Source organism: bacterium (assembly GCA_026129405.1).
In the GTDB taxonomy this organism is placed as follows: Bacteria; Desulfobacterota; Binatia; order DP-6; family DP-6; genus JAHCID01.
Genome location: JAHCID010000007.1, coordinates 197,342 through 214,546, shown reverse-complemented (window position 1 = coordinate 214,546; position 17,205 = coordinate 197,342). Strand labels below are relative to the sequence as shown.

The following is a 17,205-nucleotide window of genomic DNA, read 5'->3' as shown; positions in this document are numbered from 1 at the left end:
TTCCCGCTCACCCCTCCGACCGGCGTCCCACCGGGCGGATCAGCCCCTCCTGCGCGACGCTGACGACGAGCCGTCCGTCGCGCGAGAACAGGTGCCCCATGGTGAAGCCGCGCGCCCCGCCGGCGAAGGGCGACTCCTGCGCGTACAGCAGCCACTCGTCGGCGCGGAACGGGCGGTGGAACCACATGGCGTGGTCGAGGCTGGCCATCACGTAGGCCGGGTCGTTCCAGGGGATCGCGTGCGGCAGGGCGGCGGTGTCGAGCAGCGTCAGGTCCGACGCGTAGCAGACGACGCACTGATGGATCAGTGGATCGTCGGGCAGCCGGCCGCTGGCGCGGATCCAGACGAGCTGCTTCGGCGGGCGCTTCGTCGGCTTGAACGGGTTGCCGGCGACGACCGGGCGGATCTCGATCGGCCGGTCGCGCGACAGCCACTCGAGCGCCTCCTTCGGCAGCGTGTCGCGCACCTTCTCGAGCCGCTCCGCCGCGGACGGCAGCGTGTCGGGATCGGGGGCCTCGGGCATCGCCATCTGATGCTCGGGGCCCTCCTCGAGCGGCTGGAACGACGCCGCCAGGTTGAAGATCGCCTTGCCGTGCTGGATCGCGACCACGCGCCGGGTGGCGAACGTCTTGCCGTCACGGATGCGGTCGACGTCGTAGAGGATCGGCACCGTCGGGTCGCCGGGGCGCAGGAAGTAGGCGTGCAGCGAGTGCACCTGGCCGCGCTCGACGGTACGGCCGGCGGCGACCAGCGCCTGGCCCGCGACCTGGCCGCCGAAGACGCGCTGGCGGTTCTCGTCCGGGCTGCGGCCGCGGAACATGTTCACCTCGATCGCTTCGAGGTCGAGGATCCCGAGCAGCTGATCGACGGCGGCCTGCATGCGGGGCTTCTCGCACGCCCCGGTGTCCGATGCGACCGGCTTGCGCGTCGGGACGAGCGGTGGTCTGACTGCCGGTCATGCGCGCCGCCGTCCTCCGCGATCGGCAGATCGTCGTCGACACCGTGCCCGATCCGCAGCCCGGCTCCGGCGAGATGCTGGTTCGGACGCTCGCCTGCGGCATCTGCGGCTCCGACCTGCACGCGATGCACCACGCCGACAAGATGGTCGAGGCGGCGCGCGAGAGCGGGGCGCCGTTCGTGATGGACCCGACGCGCGACATCGTCATGGGCCACGAGTTCTGCGCCGAGGTGCTGGAGTACGGGCCCGACGCGAGCGGCATGGCGAAGCCGGGCGAGCGCGTCGTCTCGATGCCCATCCTCTTCCGCGGCACGGGCATCCAGGGCGTCGGCTACTCGAACGACGTCCCCGGCGGCTACGGCGAGCTGATGGTGCTGTCCGCCGCGATGGCGCTGCCGGTGCCGAACGGCCTGCCGACGCACCAGGCGGCCATGACCGAGCCCATGGCGGTCGGGCTGCACGCGGTCGAGAAGGCGCGGCTCGACGCGCGGGTCGACGCGGCGCTGGTGGTCGGCTGCGGGCCGGTCGGGCTCGCCGTCGTCGCGGCGCTGAAGCTGAAGGGGGTCGAGCCCATCGTCGCCGCCGACTACTCGCCGCTGCGCCGCCAGCTGGCGACGACCATGGGCGCGCACGCGGTCGTCGACCCCGCCGCGACGCCTACCATGCAGGCCTATCGCCAGGCCGCGGACCTTCGTCCCGCCGTGATCTTCGAGTGCGTCGGCGTCCCCGGCGTGCTGCGCGAGCTCATGCGCAGCGCGCCGCAGGGCGCGCGCATCGTCGTCGCCGGCGTCTGCATGGAGGACGACGTCATCAAGCCGATCATGGGCATCAACAAGGAGCTGAGCCTCCAGTTCGTGCTCGGCTACACGCCCGGCGAGTTCATGGACACGCTCGGGCATCTCGCCGAGGGACGCATCGACGTCGCGCCGCTCGTCACCGGCACCGTCGGCGTCGCGGGCGTCGCGGACGCGTTCCGGACCCTCGCCACGCCGGACGCGCACGCGAAGATCGTCGTCGAGCCCTGGCGCGCCTGATCGGCTCAGCGACCGAGGCCGCCCGGTACGGCCGTGGGGCCGGACTCGGGGCGGATGCCGAACATCACCGTGACCCGCTGGCCCGAGGCGACGTCCGCCACGGCCTCGGGCGTGAGCTGGAGCTCGATGCGCCGGCCGCCGGCGTCGAGGGTGAAACGTCCCGCCGCACGCTCGAGCGACGTCACGGTGCCGGTCAGCATCGTCTCGCCCATGGCGGCGCCGGTGGGGACGCCGCCGCCCGGTCGCATCGGCGAGCCGTCGTCCGGCTGCGCCGGTACCAGCCCCGGCGTGCCGGCGGCGAGGACCGTGGCGAGCGCGAGCGTCGGTGTGCGTCTGCCCATGTGCGTAGCTCCCCGCCGCCGGCGCGGCGCACGCTCCGGCGCTGCAAGGCTCCATGCCAGCGTCGCCGCGCGCTCGCGGCGCGATCGCCGGGTGACGTTCTGCAAGAATCGCCCTGCGCGCCGCGGAGGTTTGTTCATCGCGCGCGGCGCGTGCGGCGGAAAGCCCAGCGTTCGTCGGCGCGCGTCGCTGGCACCTGCGTTGCTTTCCGAGGCGCCGATGACCGCCATCGTTGCACCCCCCGCGCGCGGCGACGCATCGCCGCCGGCGGCGTTCGCCGCGCACGGCCGGAGCGGACGTGGCGTGCGCCGTCGACCCGTCGGCGTCGAGCCGGGCGACGGCGGTGCGCTGGTGCGCGTCTGGGCGCCGCGCGCGACGCGGGTCGCGCTCGCCTCGCCGTCGCTCGCGGCGCCGGCGCCGCTCGTCGCCGAGGCCGGCGGCTACTTCGCGGCGCGGGTCGACGGGCTCTACGCGGGCGACCGCTATGCCTTCCTGCTCGACGGGGGCGATCCGTTGCCCGACCCGGCGTCGCGCGCGCAGCCCGACGGCCCGCACGGCTGGTCGCAGGTCGTCGATCCGACGGCGTTCGTCTGGCACGACGCCGAGTGGCCCGGTCTCGGCACGCACGGGCTCGTGCTCTACGAGCTGCACGTCGGCACGTTCACGCCCGAGGGGACCTTCGCGGCGGCGGCGGCGCGGCTCGCGGGGCTGCGCGACGTCGGCGTCACCGCCGTCGAGGTGATGCCGATCGCCGAGTTCCCCGGCCGCTTCGGCTGGGGCTACGACGGCGTCGCGCTATGGGCGCCGAGCCGGCTCTACGGCACGCCCGACGACGTCCGCCGCTTCGTCGACGCCGCCCACGCGCACGGCCTCGGCGTCCTGCTCGACGTCGTCTACAACCACCTCGGCCCGGACGGTTGCCACCTCGAGCGCTTCGCGTCCGCCTACTTCACCGACCGCTACGAGAACGAGTGGGGCAAAGCGCTCGACTTCGATGGTCCCGAGGCCGGGCCGGTACGCGAGTTCTTCGTCGCCAACGCGGCGTACTGGATCGACGAGTTCCACCTCGACGGCCTGCGCCTCGACGCCACCCAGCAGATCTTCGACGCCTCGGCGCGCCACGTGCTGGCGGACATCGCGACCGCGGCGCGCGCCGCGGCGGCGCCGCGCACGATCGTCCTCGTCGCCGAGAACGAGCCGCAGGAGGCGCGCCTGGTGCGCCCGCCGGCCCGCGGCGGCTACGGTCTCGACGCGCTGTGGAACGACGACTTCCACCACGCCGCGGTGGTCGCGGCGACGGGCCGGCGCGAGGCCTACTACACCGACTACGGCGGCACGCCGCAGGAGCTCTACTCGGCGCTGCGCTGGGGCTTCCTCTATCAGGGCCAGCGCTATCTCTGGCAGCGCGCCCGCCGCGGCACGCCGGCGCTCGATCTCGACGCCACCGCGTTCGTCACCTTCCTCGAGAACCATGACCAGGTGGCGAACGGGCCCGGCGGCCGGCGGCTCGCGGCACGGGTCGCCCCCGCGCGGCTGCGCGCCCTGACGGCGCTGCTCCTCCTCGGGCCGGCGACGCCGATGCTGTTCCAGGGTCAGGAGTACTGGGCGAGCGCTCCGTTCCACTACTTCGCGGACCACCGGCCCGACCTGGCGCGCGCCGTGGCCGAGGGCCGGCGCGCGTTCCTGCGTCAGTTCCCCTCGCTCGCGACGGACGCCATGCAGGCCGCGCTGCCGGATCCGCACGACCCCGAGACGTTCGCGCGCTGCCGCCTCGACGACGCCGAGCGCACGCGCCACGCCCACGTGACCCGGCTCCATCGCGATCTGCTGCGCCTGCGGCGCGCCGAGCCGGCGATCGCGCAGCAGCGCGCCGACCGCATGCACGGCGCGGTGCTCGCGCCGGCGGCGCTCGCGCTGCGCTTCGTGCACGAGCGCGGCGACCGACTGCTGCTGCTGAATCTCGGCGCCGACGTGCTGCTGGCGCCGGCGCCCGAGCCGTTGCTGGCGTCGCCGACGCGCCACGGCTGGTGCGTGCTCTGGAGCTCCGAAGGCCCGGCGTACGGCGGCGCCGGCATCCCGGCCGTGGAGGGGGACGACGGCTGGCATCTTCCGGGGCAGGCCGCCGTCCTGCTCCGTCCCGCCGACGAGGAGACATGACTCCGATAGATCCCCGACCGCACGCCATCGTGCGCCGCGTGGCCTGGGCCCGCGGCGACGCCCCGGAGCTGCTCGCGACGCGGGAGTGGCTCGTCACCAACGGCCTCGGCGGCTACGCCAGCGGCACGCTCGGCGGCGTCGCGACGCGGCGCTACCACGGCCTGCTCGTCGCCGCGCTGCCCGCCCCCATCGGCCGCATGCTCGCCGTCGCGGGCCTCGCGGAGACCCTGTGCGTCGGCGAGGACGCGCCGCTACGGCTCGGCGGCGAGGCGCCGTTCGTCGGGCCGATGCATCTTCCCACCGACGCGCTCGAGGAGGTGGCGCTCGAGGACGGCCTGCCGGTGTGGCGCTTCGCGCACGCCGGCACGGTGCTCGAGCGCCGCATCGTGATGCCGCACCTGCGCAACACCGCGCTGTGCGGCTGGACGCTGCTCGCGGCCCCCGGGCCGGTGCGGCTCGATCTGCGGCCCGAGCTCAACCTGCGGCTGCACGACCGTCCCGTCGACGGGCTCGCCGGTCGCTATCCCGGCGCGCGCTTCGAGGCGCCGCACTTCCCGTACGGCGTGGGGGAGCACGGATCCGGGATCGAGGTGCGCGCGGTGGATCTGCCGCCGGTGCGCCTGGGCGCGTACGGGCCGCGTCCGGTGCGCTTCCTGCCCGCCGAGGCGTGCGTCGAGCGGCTCTACGCCGTCGAGCGCGAGCGCGGCTACGAATCCTGCGGCCCGGTGGTCAGCCCGGGGCACTGGGAGGCGGTGCTCGCGCCGGGCGACGTCGTGACCGTCGTCGCCTCGATGCAGCCCTGGGACGAGATGGAGGCGCTCGGCTGGGAGGAGGCCCGCGCCGCCGAGGCGGCGCGGCGGCGGGAGCTGGTCGGGCGCGCCCATCCGGCGCTGCGCACCGGCGTCGGCGCGGAGCTGGCGCTCGCCGCGGATCACTTCGTGGTCACGCCGCACGCGCGCCTCGCCGACGAGGCGCTCCAGCACGCGGAGGGACACGAGGCGCGCTCGGTGGTCGCCGGCTACCATTGGTTCACCGACTGGGGCCGCGACACGATGATCGCGCTCGAAGGTCTCACGCTGCGTGCCGGCAGCCCGGCCGACGCGGCGTCCATCCTGCGCACGTTCGCGCATCACCTGCGCGACGGGCTGATCCCGAACTACTTCCCCGAGGGCGAGAGCGAAGGCGTCTACCACACCGCCGACGCGACGCTCTGGTTCGTGCATGCGCTCGGCCGCCAGGCGGCGCTCACCGGCGATCCGACGCTGCGCCGCGAGCTCATGCCCGCGATCCAGGAGATCGTCGACCGCCACGTCGCCGGCACGCGCTTCGGCATCGGCATCGACCCGGCCGACGGCCTCCTGCGCCAGGGCGCCGAGGGCTACCAGCTCACCTGGATGGACGCGAAGGTCGAGGGCTGGGTGGTGACGCCGCGGCGGGGCAAGGCGGTCGAGATCAACGCCCTCTGGTACAACGCGCTCCGTCTGGTCGCCGACTGGGCCGCGGAGGACGGCCACGCCGCGACCGCGCGCCGCCTGCTCCATCTCGCGGAGGTAGCGCGCGAGTCGTTCAACGCGCGCTTCTGGTGGGGCGCAGGTGGGTACTGCCACGACGTGGTCGACGTCGACGGCGTGGTCGGCGCGGTCGACTCGAGCCTGCGTCCGAACCAGCTGCTCGCGATCGCGCTGCCCTATCCCGTGCTCGCGCCGGAGCGCTGGCGACCCGTCGTCGAGCAGGCGCGCGACCATCTCCTCACGCCGGTGGGGCTGCGCACGCTCGCGCCCGGCCATCCGGACTACCGCCCGACCTACTGCGGCGACCTGCGCAACCGCGACGCCGCGTACCACCAGGGCACCGTGTGGGCCTGGCTCCTCGGGCCGTTCGCCGACGCCTGGCTGCGCGTGCATCCCGGCGACACCGCGACCGTGCGGGACCTCGTCGAGGCCGCGACCACGTCGGCGCTGAGCGAGGCGTGCACGGGCGAGGTGAGCGAGATCTTCGACGCCGAGGCGCCGTACTACCCGCGCGGCTGCATCGCGCAGGCGTGGAGCGTCGCCGAGCTGGTGCGCTGCACGATCGCGGGAGCGGAGGACGGCCGGCCGTGAAGGCGGCGGCCGCGGCCGGCGTCGCGACGCCGGCGCCCGAGGGCGAATCAGGGCTCGACGTCGAAGGCGCGATTGAGCGGCACGATGACGAACGTCCAGGCGATCGCGTAGATGATCGGGATCCAGGCGACCAGGAGCAGCAGCGGCGCGAACCAGTGCCCCCGCCAGAGGTGGATGAGGTTGACGCCGATCGATACGCTCACGCCGAGCACGGCTCCCCAGGCCCACGGCGGCAGGGGGCTCGCGAGGCGGACGCCGAGCCAGTTCCAGAATCCCCACACGATCGGCAGCAGGTAGAAGGGAACGTTGGTCGCGTCCCAGGCGGGAATGACGAGGCTCGCGATCGAGCGGCCGGCGTAGGGGATGACGAGCGCGGTGCCCGCGATGCCCGCGCCGATCAGGTAGGCCTGGAGCTCGCGCTGGCGCATCGGCTCAGAAGAAGCCGGTGGCGGTGAGAAAGCGCACCGGATGCGGGACGAGGAACGGCATGGCCGCGGTGGCCGCCGCCGCCAGGCGCCAGCGCCAGTCGAAGGCCGGCAGCTCGAGCGTGAGGCGCTCGTCGTCGGCGGCGAGCCGCGCGCACAGGCGCGGCCATAGGTCGCGCGGCGGCGGCGTGGCGGCGTGGATCAGACGGCGGACGGCCATGCGGTCACTCCTTTTCCGGATCGAGATCGGCGAGCAGCGTGCGCAGGCGGCGCAGCCCGTAGAAGAGTCGCGACTTGACGGTGCCCACCGAGGCGCCGGTCACCTCCGCGATCTCCTCGATCGTCAGCTCGCCCACGAGGCGCAGCGAGCAGGTCTCGCGCTGCGCCGCCGGCAGAGCCGCGAACGCCGCGGCCACCCGCCCCAGTGCCTCTGCGTCGCCCGGCGGCGGCTGCGAGCGCTCCGGCTCCGCCGTCGCCAGCGGCAGCCAGCCCCACAGGCGCTGCGTCCGGCGGCGGTTGCGCGCCAGGTTGCGCGCGATCGTCCACGCCAGCGGCTTCACGGGGCGGTCCGCCCGCACCCGGTCCCGGTGCCGATGCAGGCGCAGGAAGGTCTCGACCACGAGATCCTCGGCCGTCGCGGCATCGTCCAGCATGCGGGTCAGATGGCGCGCCAGCGGCGCCTGCCAGCGGCGGAACAGGGCCTCGAACGCGGCTTCGTCCCCGGCCCGCCAGGCTGCGAAGAGGGTCTCGTCGCTGGCCTCCGGCATGCGTCGCTCGACTCGCTGGTTGCTGCCCTACCACGGTACCCGCTGTACCCCCGAACCCGACCGGAGGTTCAATTCGCGGGGCGGATGAACCTCCGGCCGGGCTCGCGGGTGCCAGGGGCAGAACCGCAAAGGAGAACGCCATGCTGCTCGCACCGCCGTCGCCGTTCGTGGCCTCCATGACCCTGCCGCTCGTCGCGTGGCCGGTCTTCCTCTACCTCGCCGCCGCTCTGGCCGTGCTGGGCAGCGTCGTCGTGGTGATCGCCGTCCTGCGTGCGCAGCGGCCCGAGGCCGAGCCGCCCGTGATCGTGACCGGCGGCCCCCGCGTGCGCACGGCCGCCGCGGTGCTGCCGGAGGCCGCGTGAACGCCGGCCTGCGCCGGCTGGCCCCGTTCCGCATCGGTCGCATCGCCTCCGTCGCGCTCCCGAACCTCGCCCGCTATCGCCGTCTCGACCGGCGCGGCGGGGGCGCGACGCAGGCGGAGTGGGACGCGCAGCACGACCGCGCGGCGCGCGCGCTGCACGACGCGGGCATCGACCTGAAGGGTATGTTCGTGAAGCTGTGCCAGGTGGTCGGCGCCCGCGCCGACGTCTTCCCGGCGCCGTTCATCCGCCACCTCGGGCGCTTCCACGACGCCGTACCGCCGCATCCGTTCGCCGAGATCCGCCGCCTCGTCGAGCGCGAGCTGGGGCGGCCGCTCGGCGAGGTGTTCGTGCGCTTCGACGAGACGCCGCTCGCCGCCGCGTCGCTGGCGCAGGTGCACCGCGCGACGCTGCGCGACGGCACCGAGGTCGCGGTGAAGGTGCAGTACGCGGAGATCGCGTCGCTCGCGCGCGTCGACCTCGCCAGCCTGCGCGTGCTGGCCCGCGTCGCCGGGCGCGTCGCCCGCGACCTCGACCTCGTCAGCCTGGTCGACGAGCTGGCCGACTTCGTCACCCTGGAGCTCGACTTCCGCCGCGAAGCCGACTCCACCGAGCGCGTGCGCGCCGCGATGGCCGACGACCCCACCGTGCGCATCCCGCGCGTCCACCGCGAGCTCTCGACCGACAAGCTCCTCGTGCTGGAGTTCCTCGAGGGCACGAAGGTGACCGACCTGGACGCGCTGCGCGCGCGCGGCGTCGACTTGGAGGTCGTGGCCGAGCGCATCGGCCGCGCCTACGCCCGCATGATCTTCGAGCAGGGCTTCTTCCAGGGCGACCCGCACCCGGGGAACCTCCTCGTACTCGCCGACGGCACGATCGGCATCCTCGACTTCGGGCTCGCGAAGGAGCTGCCGCCGGGCTTCGGGCGCGCCGTCGCGACCATGGTGGTCCGGGGCATCACCGGCGATGCCGCCGGCGCGCTCGCCGCCGCCCGCAGCGCGGGCTTCGAGGTCGGCGACGACCAGGCCACCGCGCTCCCCGGTCTCGTGCTCGCCCTGCTCGGCGACCGCGAGGACGACGGCGGCATCCCGGCGATGCTGGCCGAGACGCCGATCACGACGATCCCGTCGCACTTCACGCTCATCGGCCGCGTGATGATCCTCCTGAACGGGCTGTCGCACACGCTCGCCCCGGGCCGCCTGCTGGTGCAGCGCGCGCTCATCGAGGCGCTCGCCCGCCATGCCGACGTGCCGCCCGAGCCGGCGATCCCCGGCCTGCCGCCCGGGCCCGCCGAGCCGCCACTGCTCCAGGCCATGCGCTGGATCCAGTGGCCGTTCCCGTTCCTCGACGAGTGCGCGCGCCGCTTCGGCGACGTGTTCACCGTCCGCCTGCCGGGCCGGCCGCCGCTGGTGATGGTGAGCCACCCCGAGGCCATCCGTGATCTCTTCACCGGCAGCGAGGAGGACCTCCGCGCCGGCGAAGCGAACGCGCTGCTCGAGCCGCTGCTCGGCCGGCATTCGCTGCTCCTGCTCGACGGCCGCGAGCACCTCAACGAGCGGCGCATCGTGCAGCCGCCGTTCCAGGGCGAGCGCATGCAGTCGTACGGCGACAGCATGCGCGACATCGCCCGCCGCGACGTCGACGCCTGGCCCGTCGGCCAGCCGTTCGCGCTCCATCCGCACATGCAGCGCATCACGCTCGACGTCATCCTGCGCACCGTCTTCGGCATGGACGAGGGCCCGAAGATGGACAGCCTGCGCGGCGGGCTGCGCGACCTGCTGGGGGTATCGTCGAATCCGCAGATCCTGATCGCGATCGCCAACGGACGCGTCGACGGCCCGGCCGCGCGCCCGCTGCGCGTGCGCGCGCGGGTCGACGAGGAGCTTTTCGCCGAGATCGCGCGCCGCCGGACGATGCCGGCGGAGGGCCGCCACGACGTGCTGTCGGTGCTGCTGGCCGCCCGCGACGAGCAGGGCGAGCCGCTTTCCGACCAGGCGCTGCGCGACGAGCTGGTGACCATGCTCGTCGCCGGCCACGAGACCACCGCCACGTCGCTCGCCTGGGCGGTGCACCACGTCCTCGCGCATCCGGAGGTGCGCGCGCGGCTCGAAGCCGAGCTGGCGCCGGCGCACACGCCGGCGGAGATCGTGCGCCTCGAGTACCTCGACGCGGTCTGCAAGGAGACCCTGCGGCTGACGCCCATCGTGCCGATCGTCGGCCGCCGGCTGACGCGCCCGCTGCGCATCGGCGGCGTCGACCTGCCGGCCGGTGTGGTCGCCGCGCCGTGCATCATCCTCGCGCACCGGCGTCCCGAGCGCTGGCCCGAGCCCGAGCGCTTCCGCCCGGAGCGCTTCCTCGAGGCGAAGCCGACGGCGTTCGAGTTCCTGCCGTTCGGCGGCGGCGTACGGCGCTGCCTGGGCGCGGCCTTCGCGCTCTACGAGATGAAGATCGTGCTGGCCGAGGTGCTGACACGCGTCGCGCTGCGGCCCGCACCGGGCTACCAGGTGCGCGTGGTGCGGCGCTCGGTGACGCTGGCGCCGTCGGAGGGCATGCCGGTCGTGGTCGCACGGCGGCGCGCGGCGGACCTGGCGGCGTAGGCGGTATTGTCAGCCCCGGCATCTGCCCATAGGGGGGATTGGGTCGTCCGTCTCCTCCGATGCCGGCTTCTCCGTCGTCCCGTCCGCCGGTCGCCACCTACCGGCTCCAGCTGCACGGCGCGCGCGATCTGCGCGGGGTGCTCGCCGCGGTCGACTACCTGCGCGCGCTCGGCATCAGCCACGCCTATCTCGCCCCGGTCCTGCGCGCGCGCACCGGCAGCACCCACGGCTACGACGTCGTCGATCACGCCGGCATCGATCCGGTCCTCGGTACCGACGACGACTTCACGCGCCTCGCCGAGGCGCTGCGGCTGCGCGGCATGGGCATCCTGCTCGACGTGGTGCCGAATCACATGTCGGTCGGCGGCGGCGAGAACGCCTGGTGGCAGGACGTGCTCGAGAACGGCCCGAGCGCCGCGTCGGCGCGCTGCTTCGACGTCGACTGGACGCCGCCGAAGGCCGAGCTGGCGGGGCGCGTCCTGCTGCCCGTGCTGGGGGACCAGTACGGGCGCGTGCTCGAGGCGGGCGAGCTGCGCGTGGCCTGGGACGACGGCGGGTTCGTCGCCGTCGCCTACGGCAGCGCGCGCTACCCGCTGGCGCCGAAGAGCTGGCAGGCGATCGTCGCGCCGGTGGCGGCGCGGCTGCGTGCGACGCTCGGCGACGACGACGTCCGCGTCGCCGAGCTCGAGAGCATCGCCACCGCGCTCGAGCACCTGCCCGCGCGCGACGAGACGGACCCGGAGCGCCGGCGGGAGCGCCAGCGCGAGAAGGAGGTCGTGAAGCGACGGCTGCGGGCGCTGGTCGACGAGGCGCCCGTCGTGCGCGAGGCGCTCGACGCCGTGCTCGCCGCGCTGAACGGCCGGGTGGGCGATCCGCACAGCTTCGACGCCCTCGAAGCGCTGCTTGCCGTCCAGGCGTGGCGGCTCAGCCACTGGCAGGTCGCGACCGACGAGATCAACTACCGGCGCTTCTTCGACGTCAACGACCTGGCCGCGATCCGCGTCGAGGATCCCGAGGTGCACGCGGCGGTGCACGCGTGGGTGGGTACGGCCGTCGCGAAGGGATGGCTCGACGGCCTGCGTATCGACCACGTCGACGGGCTCTTCGACCCGCAGGGCTACCTCGAGCGTCTGCCGGCGGGCTCGTGGGTCGTGGTCGAGAAGATCCTCGCCGACGGGGAGCCGCTGCCGCCGTCGTGGCCGGTCGCAGGCACGACGGGCTACGAGTTCCTGAACCTCGTGCTCGGCGTCCTCGTCGATCCCGCCGCGGCGTTCGCGCTGCAGGGGCTGCACGCGCTCGTGGTCGGCGACGTGGCGTCGTTCCGCAGCGTCGCCACGCAGTGCAAGCGGCTCGTCCTGCGCGACCTCATGGCGAGCGAGCTGACGGTGCTCGCGCGCCGGCTCGACGCGATCTCCGAGGCGCACCGCTTCTCGCGCGACTTCACGCTGCAGAGCCTCGGCCGCGGCCTCGGCGAGGTCATGGCGTGCTTCCCGGTCTACCGCACCTATCTCCGCCCCGGCGACGAGCGGCCCTCCCGTGCGGACCGCGCCCACGTCGCGACCGCGGTGCGGCGTGCCAAGCAGCGCAACCCGGCCGTCAGCCCGTCGCTGTTCGACTTCATCGGCAGCGTCCTCGCCTGCGACGATCCGCCCGGGCTCGACGCGGCCGGCCGCGGGGCGCGTCGCGACTTCGTCCTGAGGCTCCAGCAGCTGACCGGCCCGGTGATGGCGAAGGGCGTCGAGGACACCGCCATGTACCGGCATCTGCCGCTCGCGGCGCTGAACGAGGTGGGCGGCGAGCCCGACCGCATCGGCGTCGCGGTGGACCGCTTCCACGCGGAGGCCGCGGCGCGGCGCCGCGACTGGCCGCGCGGCCTCTCGGCGACCATGAGCCACGACTGCAAGCGCGGCGAGGACGTGCGCGCACGGCTCGCCGTCCTCTCCGAGGTGCCGCAGGCGTGGACGGCGGCGGTGTCGCGCTGGCGCGAGCAGAACCACGCGCATCGTCGCCCCGTCGACGGGGCGGACGCGCCGGAGGGGATCGACGAGTACCTGCTGTATCAGACGCTGGTCGGCGCCTGGCCGCTCGCGCCCGCGGACGACGCGGGGTGGGACGCCTTCGTCGCGCGCCTCGTCGCCTATGCACGCAAGGCGGCGCGCGAGGCGAAGCTGCGCACGAGCTGGCTCTGCCCCGAGCGCGACTACGAGGCGGCGCTCGAGGCGTTCGTGCGCGCGGCGCTGCGGCGCGATCCGGCGAACGCCTTCCACGCCGACGTCGCCGGGTTCGTCGCCGGCATCGTGCGCCCGGGGCTGCTGAACGGGCTCGCGCAGCTCGTCCTCAAGGTGGCGGCGCCCGGCGTGCCCGACTTCTACCAGGGCACCGAGCGCTGGGACCTCCGCCTGGTGGATCCGGACAACCGCACGCCGGTCGACCTCGGGGCGCACGCGCGTGCGCTCGGCGAGCTGCAGGCGGCGGCAGGCGACCCGATCGCGCTCGCACGCGCGCTGCTCGCGACCCTGCCGGACGGGCGGCTGAAGCTCTGGCTGACGCAGCGGGCGCTCGCGGCGCGCGGGCGTGACGCGGCGCTGTTCGTCGACGGCGACTACGTGCCGCTCGTCGCCGAGGGCGCACAGGCGCGGCGGGTGATCGCGTTCGCGCGCCGGCACGGCGGCCGCGCGGCGGTCGCGATCGTCGGCCGCTTCTTCGCCGGCCTGCCGGATCCGCCCCTCGGCGCGGCATGGGGCGACACGGTCGTCCGGCTGCCGCCCGGCGGCGGCACGAGCGCACTGCGCGACGCGCTCGCCGGGCACGACGTGCTCGCCCGCGACGGCGAGCTAAAGGTCGCCGGCGTCCTGGCGCACCTGCCGGTGGCGCTGCTGGAGGGGACGGCGTGATCGGAGCGCAGGTGGTGCCGGGCGGCGTGCGCTTCGCGGTATGGGCACCGCGCGCGGGGGCGGTCTCGGTGCGCGTCGTCGCGCCGGCGGCGACCGAGGTGCCGCTCACGCGCGCGCCGGACGGCGTCTTCGCGGGCACCGTCGCGGGGCTCGCGGCGGGCGCCGACTACGTCTACGTGGTCGACGGGCGGGCGCTGCCCGATCCGGCGAGCCGCCACCAGCCCGCGGGCGTGCAGGGCCCGTCGCGCGTCGTCGACCCGGCGCGCTTCGCGTGGACCGACGCGGGATGGCGCGGCCTCCGCATGCCCGACGTCGTGCTCTACGAGCTGCACGTCGGCACCTTCGGCGAGGCGGGGACGTTCGACGGCGTCGTGGCGCACCTCGATGCGCTGCGCGACCTCGGCGTCACCGCGATCGAGCTGATGCCGATCGGCGCCTTTCCGGGCGAGCGCAACTGGGGCTACGACGGCGTCCACTGGTTCGCGCCGCAGGCGAGCTACGGCGGACCGGAGGGGCTGTGCCGCCTGGTCGACGCCGCCCACGCGCGCGGCCTCGGCGTGGTGCTCGACGTCGTCTACAACCACGTCGGCCCCGAAGGGAACGTGCTGCCCGCGTTCGGACCGTACTTCACCGACCGCTACGCCACGCCGTGGGGCGACGCGGTGAACTTCGACGGCGCGGACGGCGCCGGCGTGCGCCGGCACGTCCTCGAGAACGTCCGCTCCTGGATCCGCGATTTCCACCTGGACGGCCTGCGGCTCGACGCCGTGCACGCCATCGTCGACGCGAGCCCGCGGCACATCCTGGAGGAGATCGCCGCGGCGGCCCACGTCGAGGGCGCGGCGCAGGGTCGCGCGGTGGTCGTCATCGCCGAGAGCGACCTCAACGATCCGCGCCTGGTGGCCACGATCGAGGCCGACGGCTACGGGCTCGACGCGCAGTGGAGCGACGACTTCCACCACGCGGTGCACGCGCTCCTCACCGGCGAGCGCAACGGCTACTACGCCGACTTCGGCGCCGCCGCCGACCTCGCCAAGGCGCTGCGCGACCGCTTCGTCTACGACGGGCGCCACTCCGCCTTCCGCCGCCGGGTCCACGGCGCGCCCGCGACGCACGTGCCCGCCGACCGCTTCGTGGTCGCGATCCAGAACCACGATCAGATCGGCAACCGCGCGCGCGGCGAGCGCCTGGCGACGCTGCTGCCGCCGGCCGCGCGCCGCGTGGCGACGGCGCTGCTCCTGCTGTCGCCCTACGTGCCGCTGCTCTTCATGGGCGAGGAATGGGGCGCGCAGGAGCCGTTCCTGTACTTCACGAGCCACGCCGATCCGGCGCTCGCCCGGGCGGTGTGCGAGGGCCGGCGCCGCGAGTTCGCCGACTTCGCCTGGGCGGGTACGGTGCCGGACCCGCAGGATCCCGCGACCTTCGCGGCGAGCCGGCTCGACCGGCGGCGTGCCGCCTCGTCCGAGGGCGCCGCGGCGCTGGCGCTGCACCGAGACCTCCTCGCCCTGCGCCGCGCCGAGCCGGCGCTCCGGCCGGGAGCGGACGTCGCCGTGGAGGTCGCCTGCGCGGACGCATGCGTCGTCCTCACCCTGCGGCCGCGCGCCGGCCGCGCGCTCGTGGTCGCGTGCAACTGCGGCCCCGACCCCGCGCCGGTCGACGCCGGCGCGGCGGCGACGTGGTGGAGCAGCGACGTCGCGCGCTACGGCGGGGCGGGGCGGGCCATCGTAGCGGACGCGGGGCGCGTGGTGGTGCCCGGCCACGTCGCGGTCGTCCTCGCGGGCTGAGCCGAGCGCGCCGTCACCGCGGTGCCCCTTGTGCTCCGCCGGCGCTCCGTGCGACGCCGGCCGCATGGATTGCGACCTCCTCATCCGCGGCGGCACCGTCGTCGACGGCACGGGCGCACCGGGCGTGCGCGGCGACCTCGCGATCGCGGGCGGCCGCATCGTCGGTGTCGGCGACGTCGGCACGGCCCGCGCCGCGCGGACGCTCGACGCCGGCGGCTGCGTCGTGGCGCCCGGCTTCATCGACGTCCACACGCACTACGACGCGCAGATCCTGTGGGACCGCATGCTGTCGATCTCGCCGTGGCACGGCGTCACCACCGTCGTCATGGGCAACTGCGGCTTCGGCGTCGCGCCGACGCGGCCGCAGGATCGCAGCCGCATCCTGCGCACGCTGGAGAAGGTCGAAGGCATGAGCCTCGCCACCCTCGAGGCGGGCTGCGGCGCGGACTGGCCGTTCGAGACCTTTCCCGAGTACCTCGACGCGATCGAGCGCCTCGGCACCGCCATCAACGTGGCCGCGTTGATCGGTCACACGCCCTTGCGGCTCTACGTCATGGGCGACGCGGCGACCGAGCGGGCCGCCACCGCCGAGGAGACTGCGGCCATGCGCGCCATCGTGCGGGCGGCGATCGACGCGGGAGCCCTCGGCTTCGCGACCTCGAAGTCGCCCACCCATCTCGGCGACGGCGGGAAGCCGGTGCCGAGCCGCCTCGCGGAGCTCGACGAGGTGCTCGCCATCGCCGGTGCGCTCGGCGAGGCGGGCCGCGGCGTCATCCAGGCCACGGCCGGCCCGGGCCTCTTCTTCCAGGAGTTCCGCACGCTCGCCCGCGAGACCGGGCGCACCCTCACGTGGACCGCGCTCCTCGCCGGTCTCATGGGACCCGGCTCGCATCGCATGTTCGTGCAGCAGGCCGAAGCGATCGCGGGCGAGGGCATCCCGGTCGTGCCGCAGGTGGCGTGCCGGCCCCTCAACTTCGAGTTCGACCTCGCCGCGCCGTTCGTCTTCGAGAGCATGCCCACCTTCGCGGCGATCGCCGGCGAGGGCCGCGCGGGCAAGGCGCGGGCCTATGCCGATGCGGCGTTCCGCCGGGCGGTGAAGGACGCGCTCGCGGGGGCGATGGCCGGCGTCTTCGCCTTCTCGTGGGAACGCATGGTCGTCTCGTACCATCCCGCCGATCCGTCGCTGGAGGGGCAGGGAATGGTGCCGCTGGCGCGTGCGCGCGGCGTCGACCCGGTCGACCTGATGTTCGACCTCGGGCTGTCCACCGACCTCGCGACCCGCTTCCGCATGTCGGTGCTGAACTTCGACGAGGACGAGGTCGCGGAGCTGCTGGCGAACCCGATCATGGTGCTCGGGCTGTCGGACGCCGGGGCGCACGCGAGCCAGCTCTGCGACGCCGGCTTCTCGACCCATCTCCTTGGCCACTGGGTGCGCGAGCGCGGCACGCTCTCGCTGGAGCAGGCGGTGCGCATGCTCACGGCGCGGCCGGCCGAGGTGATGGGGATCGGCGACCGCGGCCGCCTCGCGCCCGGGCTCGCCGCCGACGTGACCGTCTTCGATCCCGCGACGGTCGCATGCACGGCGTTGCGACGGGTGCACGACCTTCCCGGCGGCACCGATCGGCTGGTCGCCGACGCGCTCGGCGTGCGCGCGGTGGTCGTGAACGGCACCGTCGTGCGCGAGGACGGTCGCGACGCGGTCGCCCCCGGCGCCGCGCTCCCGGGCCGCGTCCTGCGCGGCGGCCGCGCGGCCTGAGGCGCGGGACGGCGGGGGCGGTGGCACGCCCGC

General features: G+C 74.8%; 13 protein-coding genes. 8 read left to right on the top strand and 5 right to left on the bottom strand.

Translation table 11 applies throughout. The features are described from left to right. Positions 1–7: 7 nt before the first annotated feature. A complete protein-coding gene (gene tesB, locus KIT14_21395; GenBank protein ID MCW5893079.1) occupies positions 8–880 on the bottom strand; it encodes an acyl-CoA thioesterase II in 873 nt (290 codons plus the stop codon). 77 nt (positions 881–957) lie between these two features. On the opposite strand from tesB, the gene KIT14_21390 reads away from it, so the two are divergent. Continuing rightward, complete coding sequence (locus tag KIT14_21390; GenBank protein MCW5893078.1) at positions 958–1,992, top strand: zinc-binding dehydrogenase; 1,035 nt, start codon at positions 958–960, stop codon at positions 1,990–1,992. 5 nt (positions 1,993–1,997) lie between these two features. Here KIT14_21390 and KIT14_21385 read toward each other — a convergent pair whose 3' ends face one another. Further along, the gene (locus tag KIT14_21385) at positions 1,998–2,333 is read right to left on the bottom strand and encodes a hypothetical protein (GenBank protein MCW5893077.1); all 336 of its coding nucleotides are present in this window, start codon (positions 2,331–2,333) and stop codon (positions 1,998–2,000) included. A gap of 217 nt (positions 2,334–2,550) precedes the next feature. On the opposite strand from KIT14_21385, the gene treZ (KIT14_21380) reads away from it, so the two are divergent. Continuing rightward, a complete protein-coding gene (gene treZ / locus KIT14_21380) occupies positions 2,551–4,488 on the top strand; it encodes a malto-oligosyltrehalose trehalohydrolase (GenBank protein ID MCW5893076.1) in 1,938 nt (645 codons plus the stop codon). Next, complete coding sequence (locus KIT14_21375; GenBank protein ID MCW5893075.1) at positions 4,485–6,590, top strand: glycogen debranching enzyme family protein; 2,106 nt, start codon at positions 4,485–4,487, stop codon at positions 6,588–6,590. The genes treZ (KIT14_21380) and KIT14_21375 overlap by 4 nt, the downstream gene beginning before the upstream one ends. A 47-nt stretch (positions 6,591–6,637) precedes the next feature. On the opposite strand, the gene KIT14_21370 is transcribed toward KIT14_21375, so the two are convergent. Genes KIT14_21370 through KIT14_21360 form a run of 3 tightly spaced genes read right to left on the bottom strand, consistent with a single transcriptional unit; the run spans position 6,638 to position 7,782 of the window. After that, on the bottom strand, positions 6,638–7,018 hold the full coding sequence (locus tag KIT14_21370) for a hypothetical protein (GenBank protein ID MCW5893074.1): 381 nt from the start codon (positions 7,016–7,018) through the stop codon (positions 6,638–6,640). Between the two features lie 4 nt (positions 7,019–7,022). Then, the gene (locus KIT14_21365) at positions 7,023–7,235 is read right to left on the bottom strand and encodes a hypothetical protein (GenBank protein ID MCW5893073.1); all 213 of its coding nucleotides are present in this window, start codon (positions 7,233–7,235) and stop codon (positions 7,023–7,025) included. Between the two features lie 4 nt (positions 7,236–7,239). After that, entirely contained in the window at positions 7,240–7,782 is a 543-nt protein-coding gene (locus tag KIT14_21360; GenBank protein ID MCW5893072.1) for a sigma-70 family RNA polymerase sigma factor, read from the bottom strand. A gap of 140 nt (positions 7,783–7,922) precedes the next feature. Between KIT14_21360 and KIT14_21355 the strand changes: the two genes are divergently transcribed. From KIT14_21355 to KIT14_21335, 5 genes are all read left to right on the top strand, one after another. After that, entirely contained in the window at positions 7,923–8,144 is a 222-nt protein-coding gene (locus tag KIT14_21355; protein MCW5893071.1) for a hypothetical protein, read from the top strand. Beyond that, a complete protein-coding gene (locus tag KIT14_21350; protein ID MCW5893070.1) occupies positions 8,141–10,738 on the top strand; it encodes a cytochrome P450 in 2,598 nt (865 codons plus the stop codon). Before KIT14_21355 ends, KIT14_21350 begins: the two co-directional genes overlap by 4 nt. A 59-nt stretch (positions 10,739–10,797) precedes the next feature. Continuing rightward, positions 10,798–13,632, top strand: a complete 2,835-nt coding sequence (gene treY, locus KIT14_21345; GenBank protein MCW5893069.1) for a malto-oligosyltrehalose synthase — start codon at positions 10,798–10,800, stop codon at positions 13,630–13,632. Further along, positions 13,629–15,416 (top strand): malto-oligosyltrehalose trehalohydrolase, encoded by a 1,788-nt coding sequence (gene treZ, locus KIT14_21340; GenBank protein MCW5893068.1) that lies wholly within the window; start codon positions 13,629–13,631, stop codon positions 15,414–15,416. Before treY ends, treZ (KIT14_21340) begins: the two co-directional genes overlap by 4 nt. Before the next feature lie 64 nt (positions 15,417–15,480). Then, on the top strand, positions 15,481–17,172 hold the full coding sequence (locus tag KIT14_21335; GenBank protein MCW5893067.1) for an amidohydrolase family protein: 1,692 nt from the start codon (positions 15,481–15,483) through the stop codon (positions 17,170–17,172). Positions 17,173–17,205: the final 33 nt, after the last annotated feature.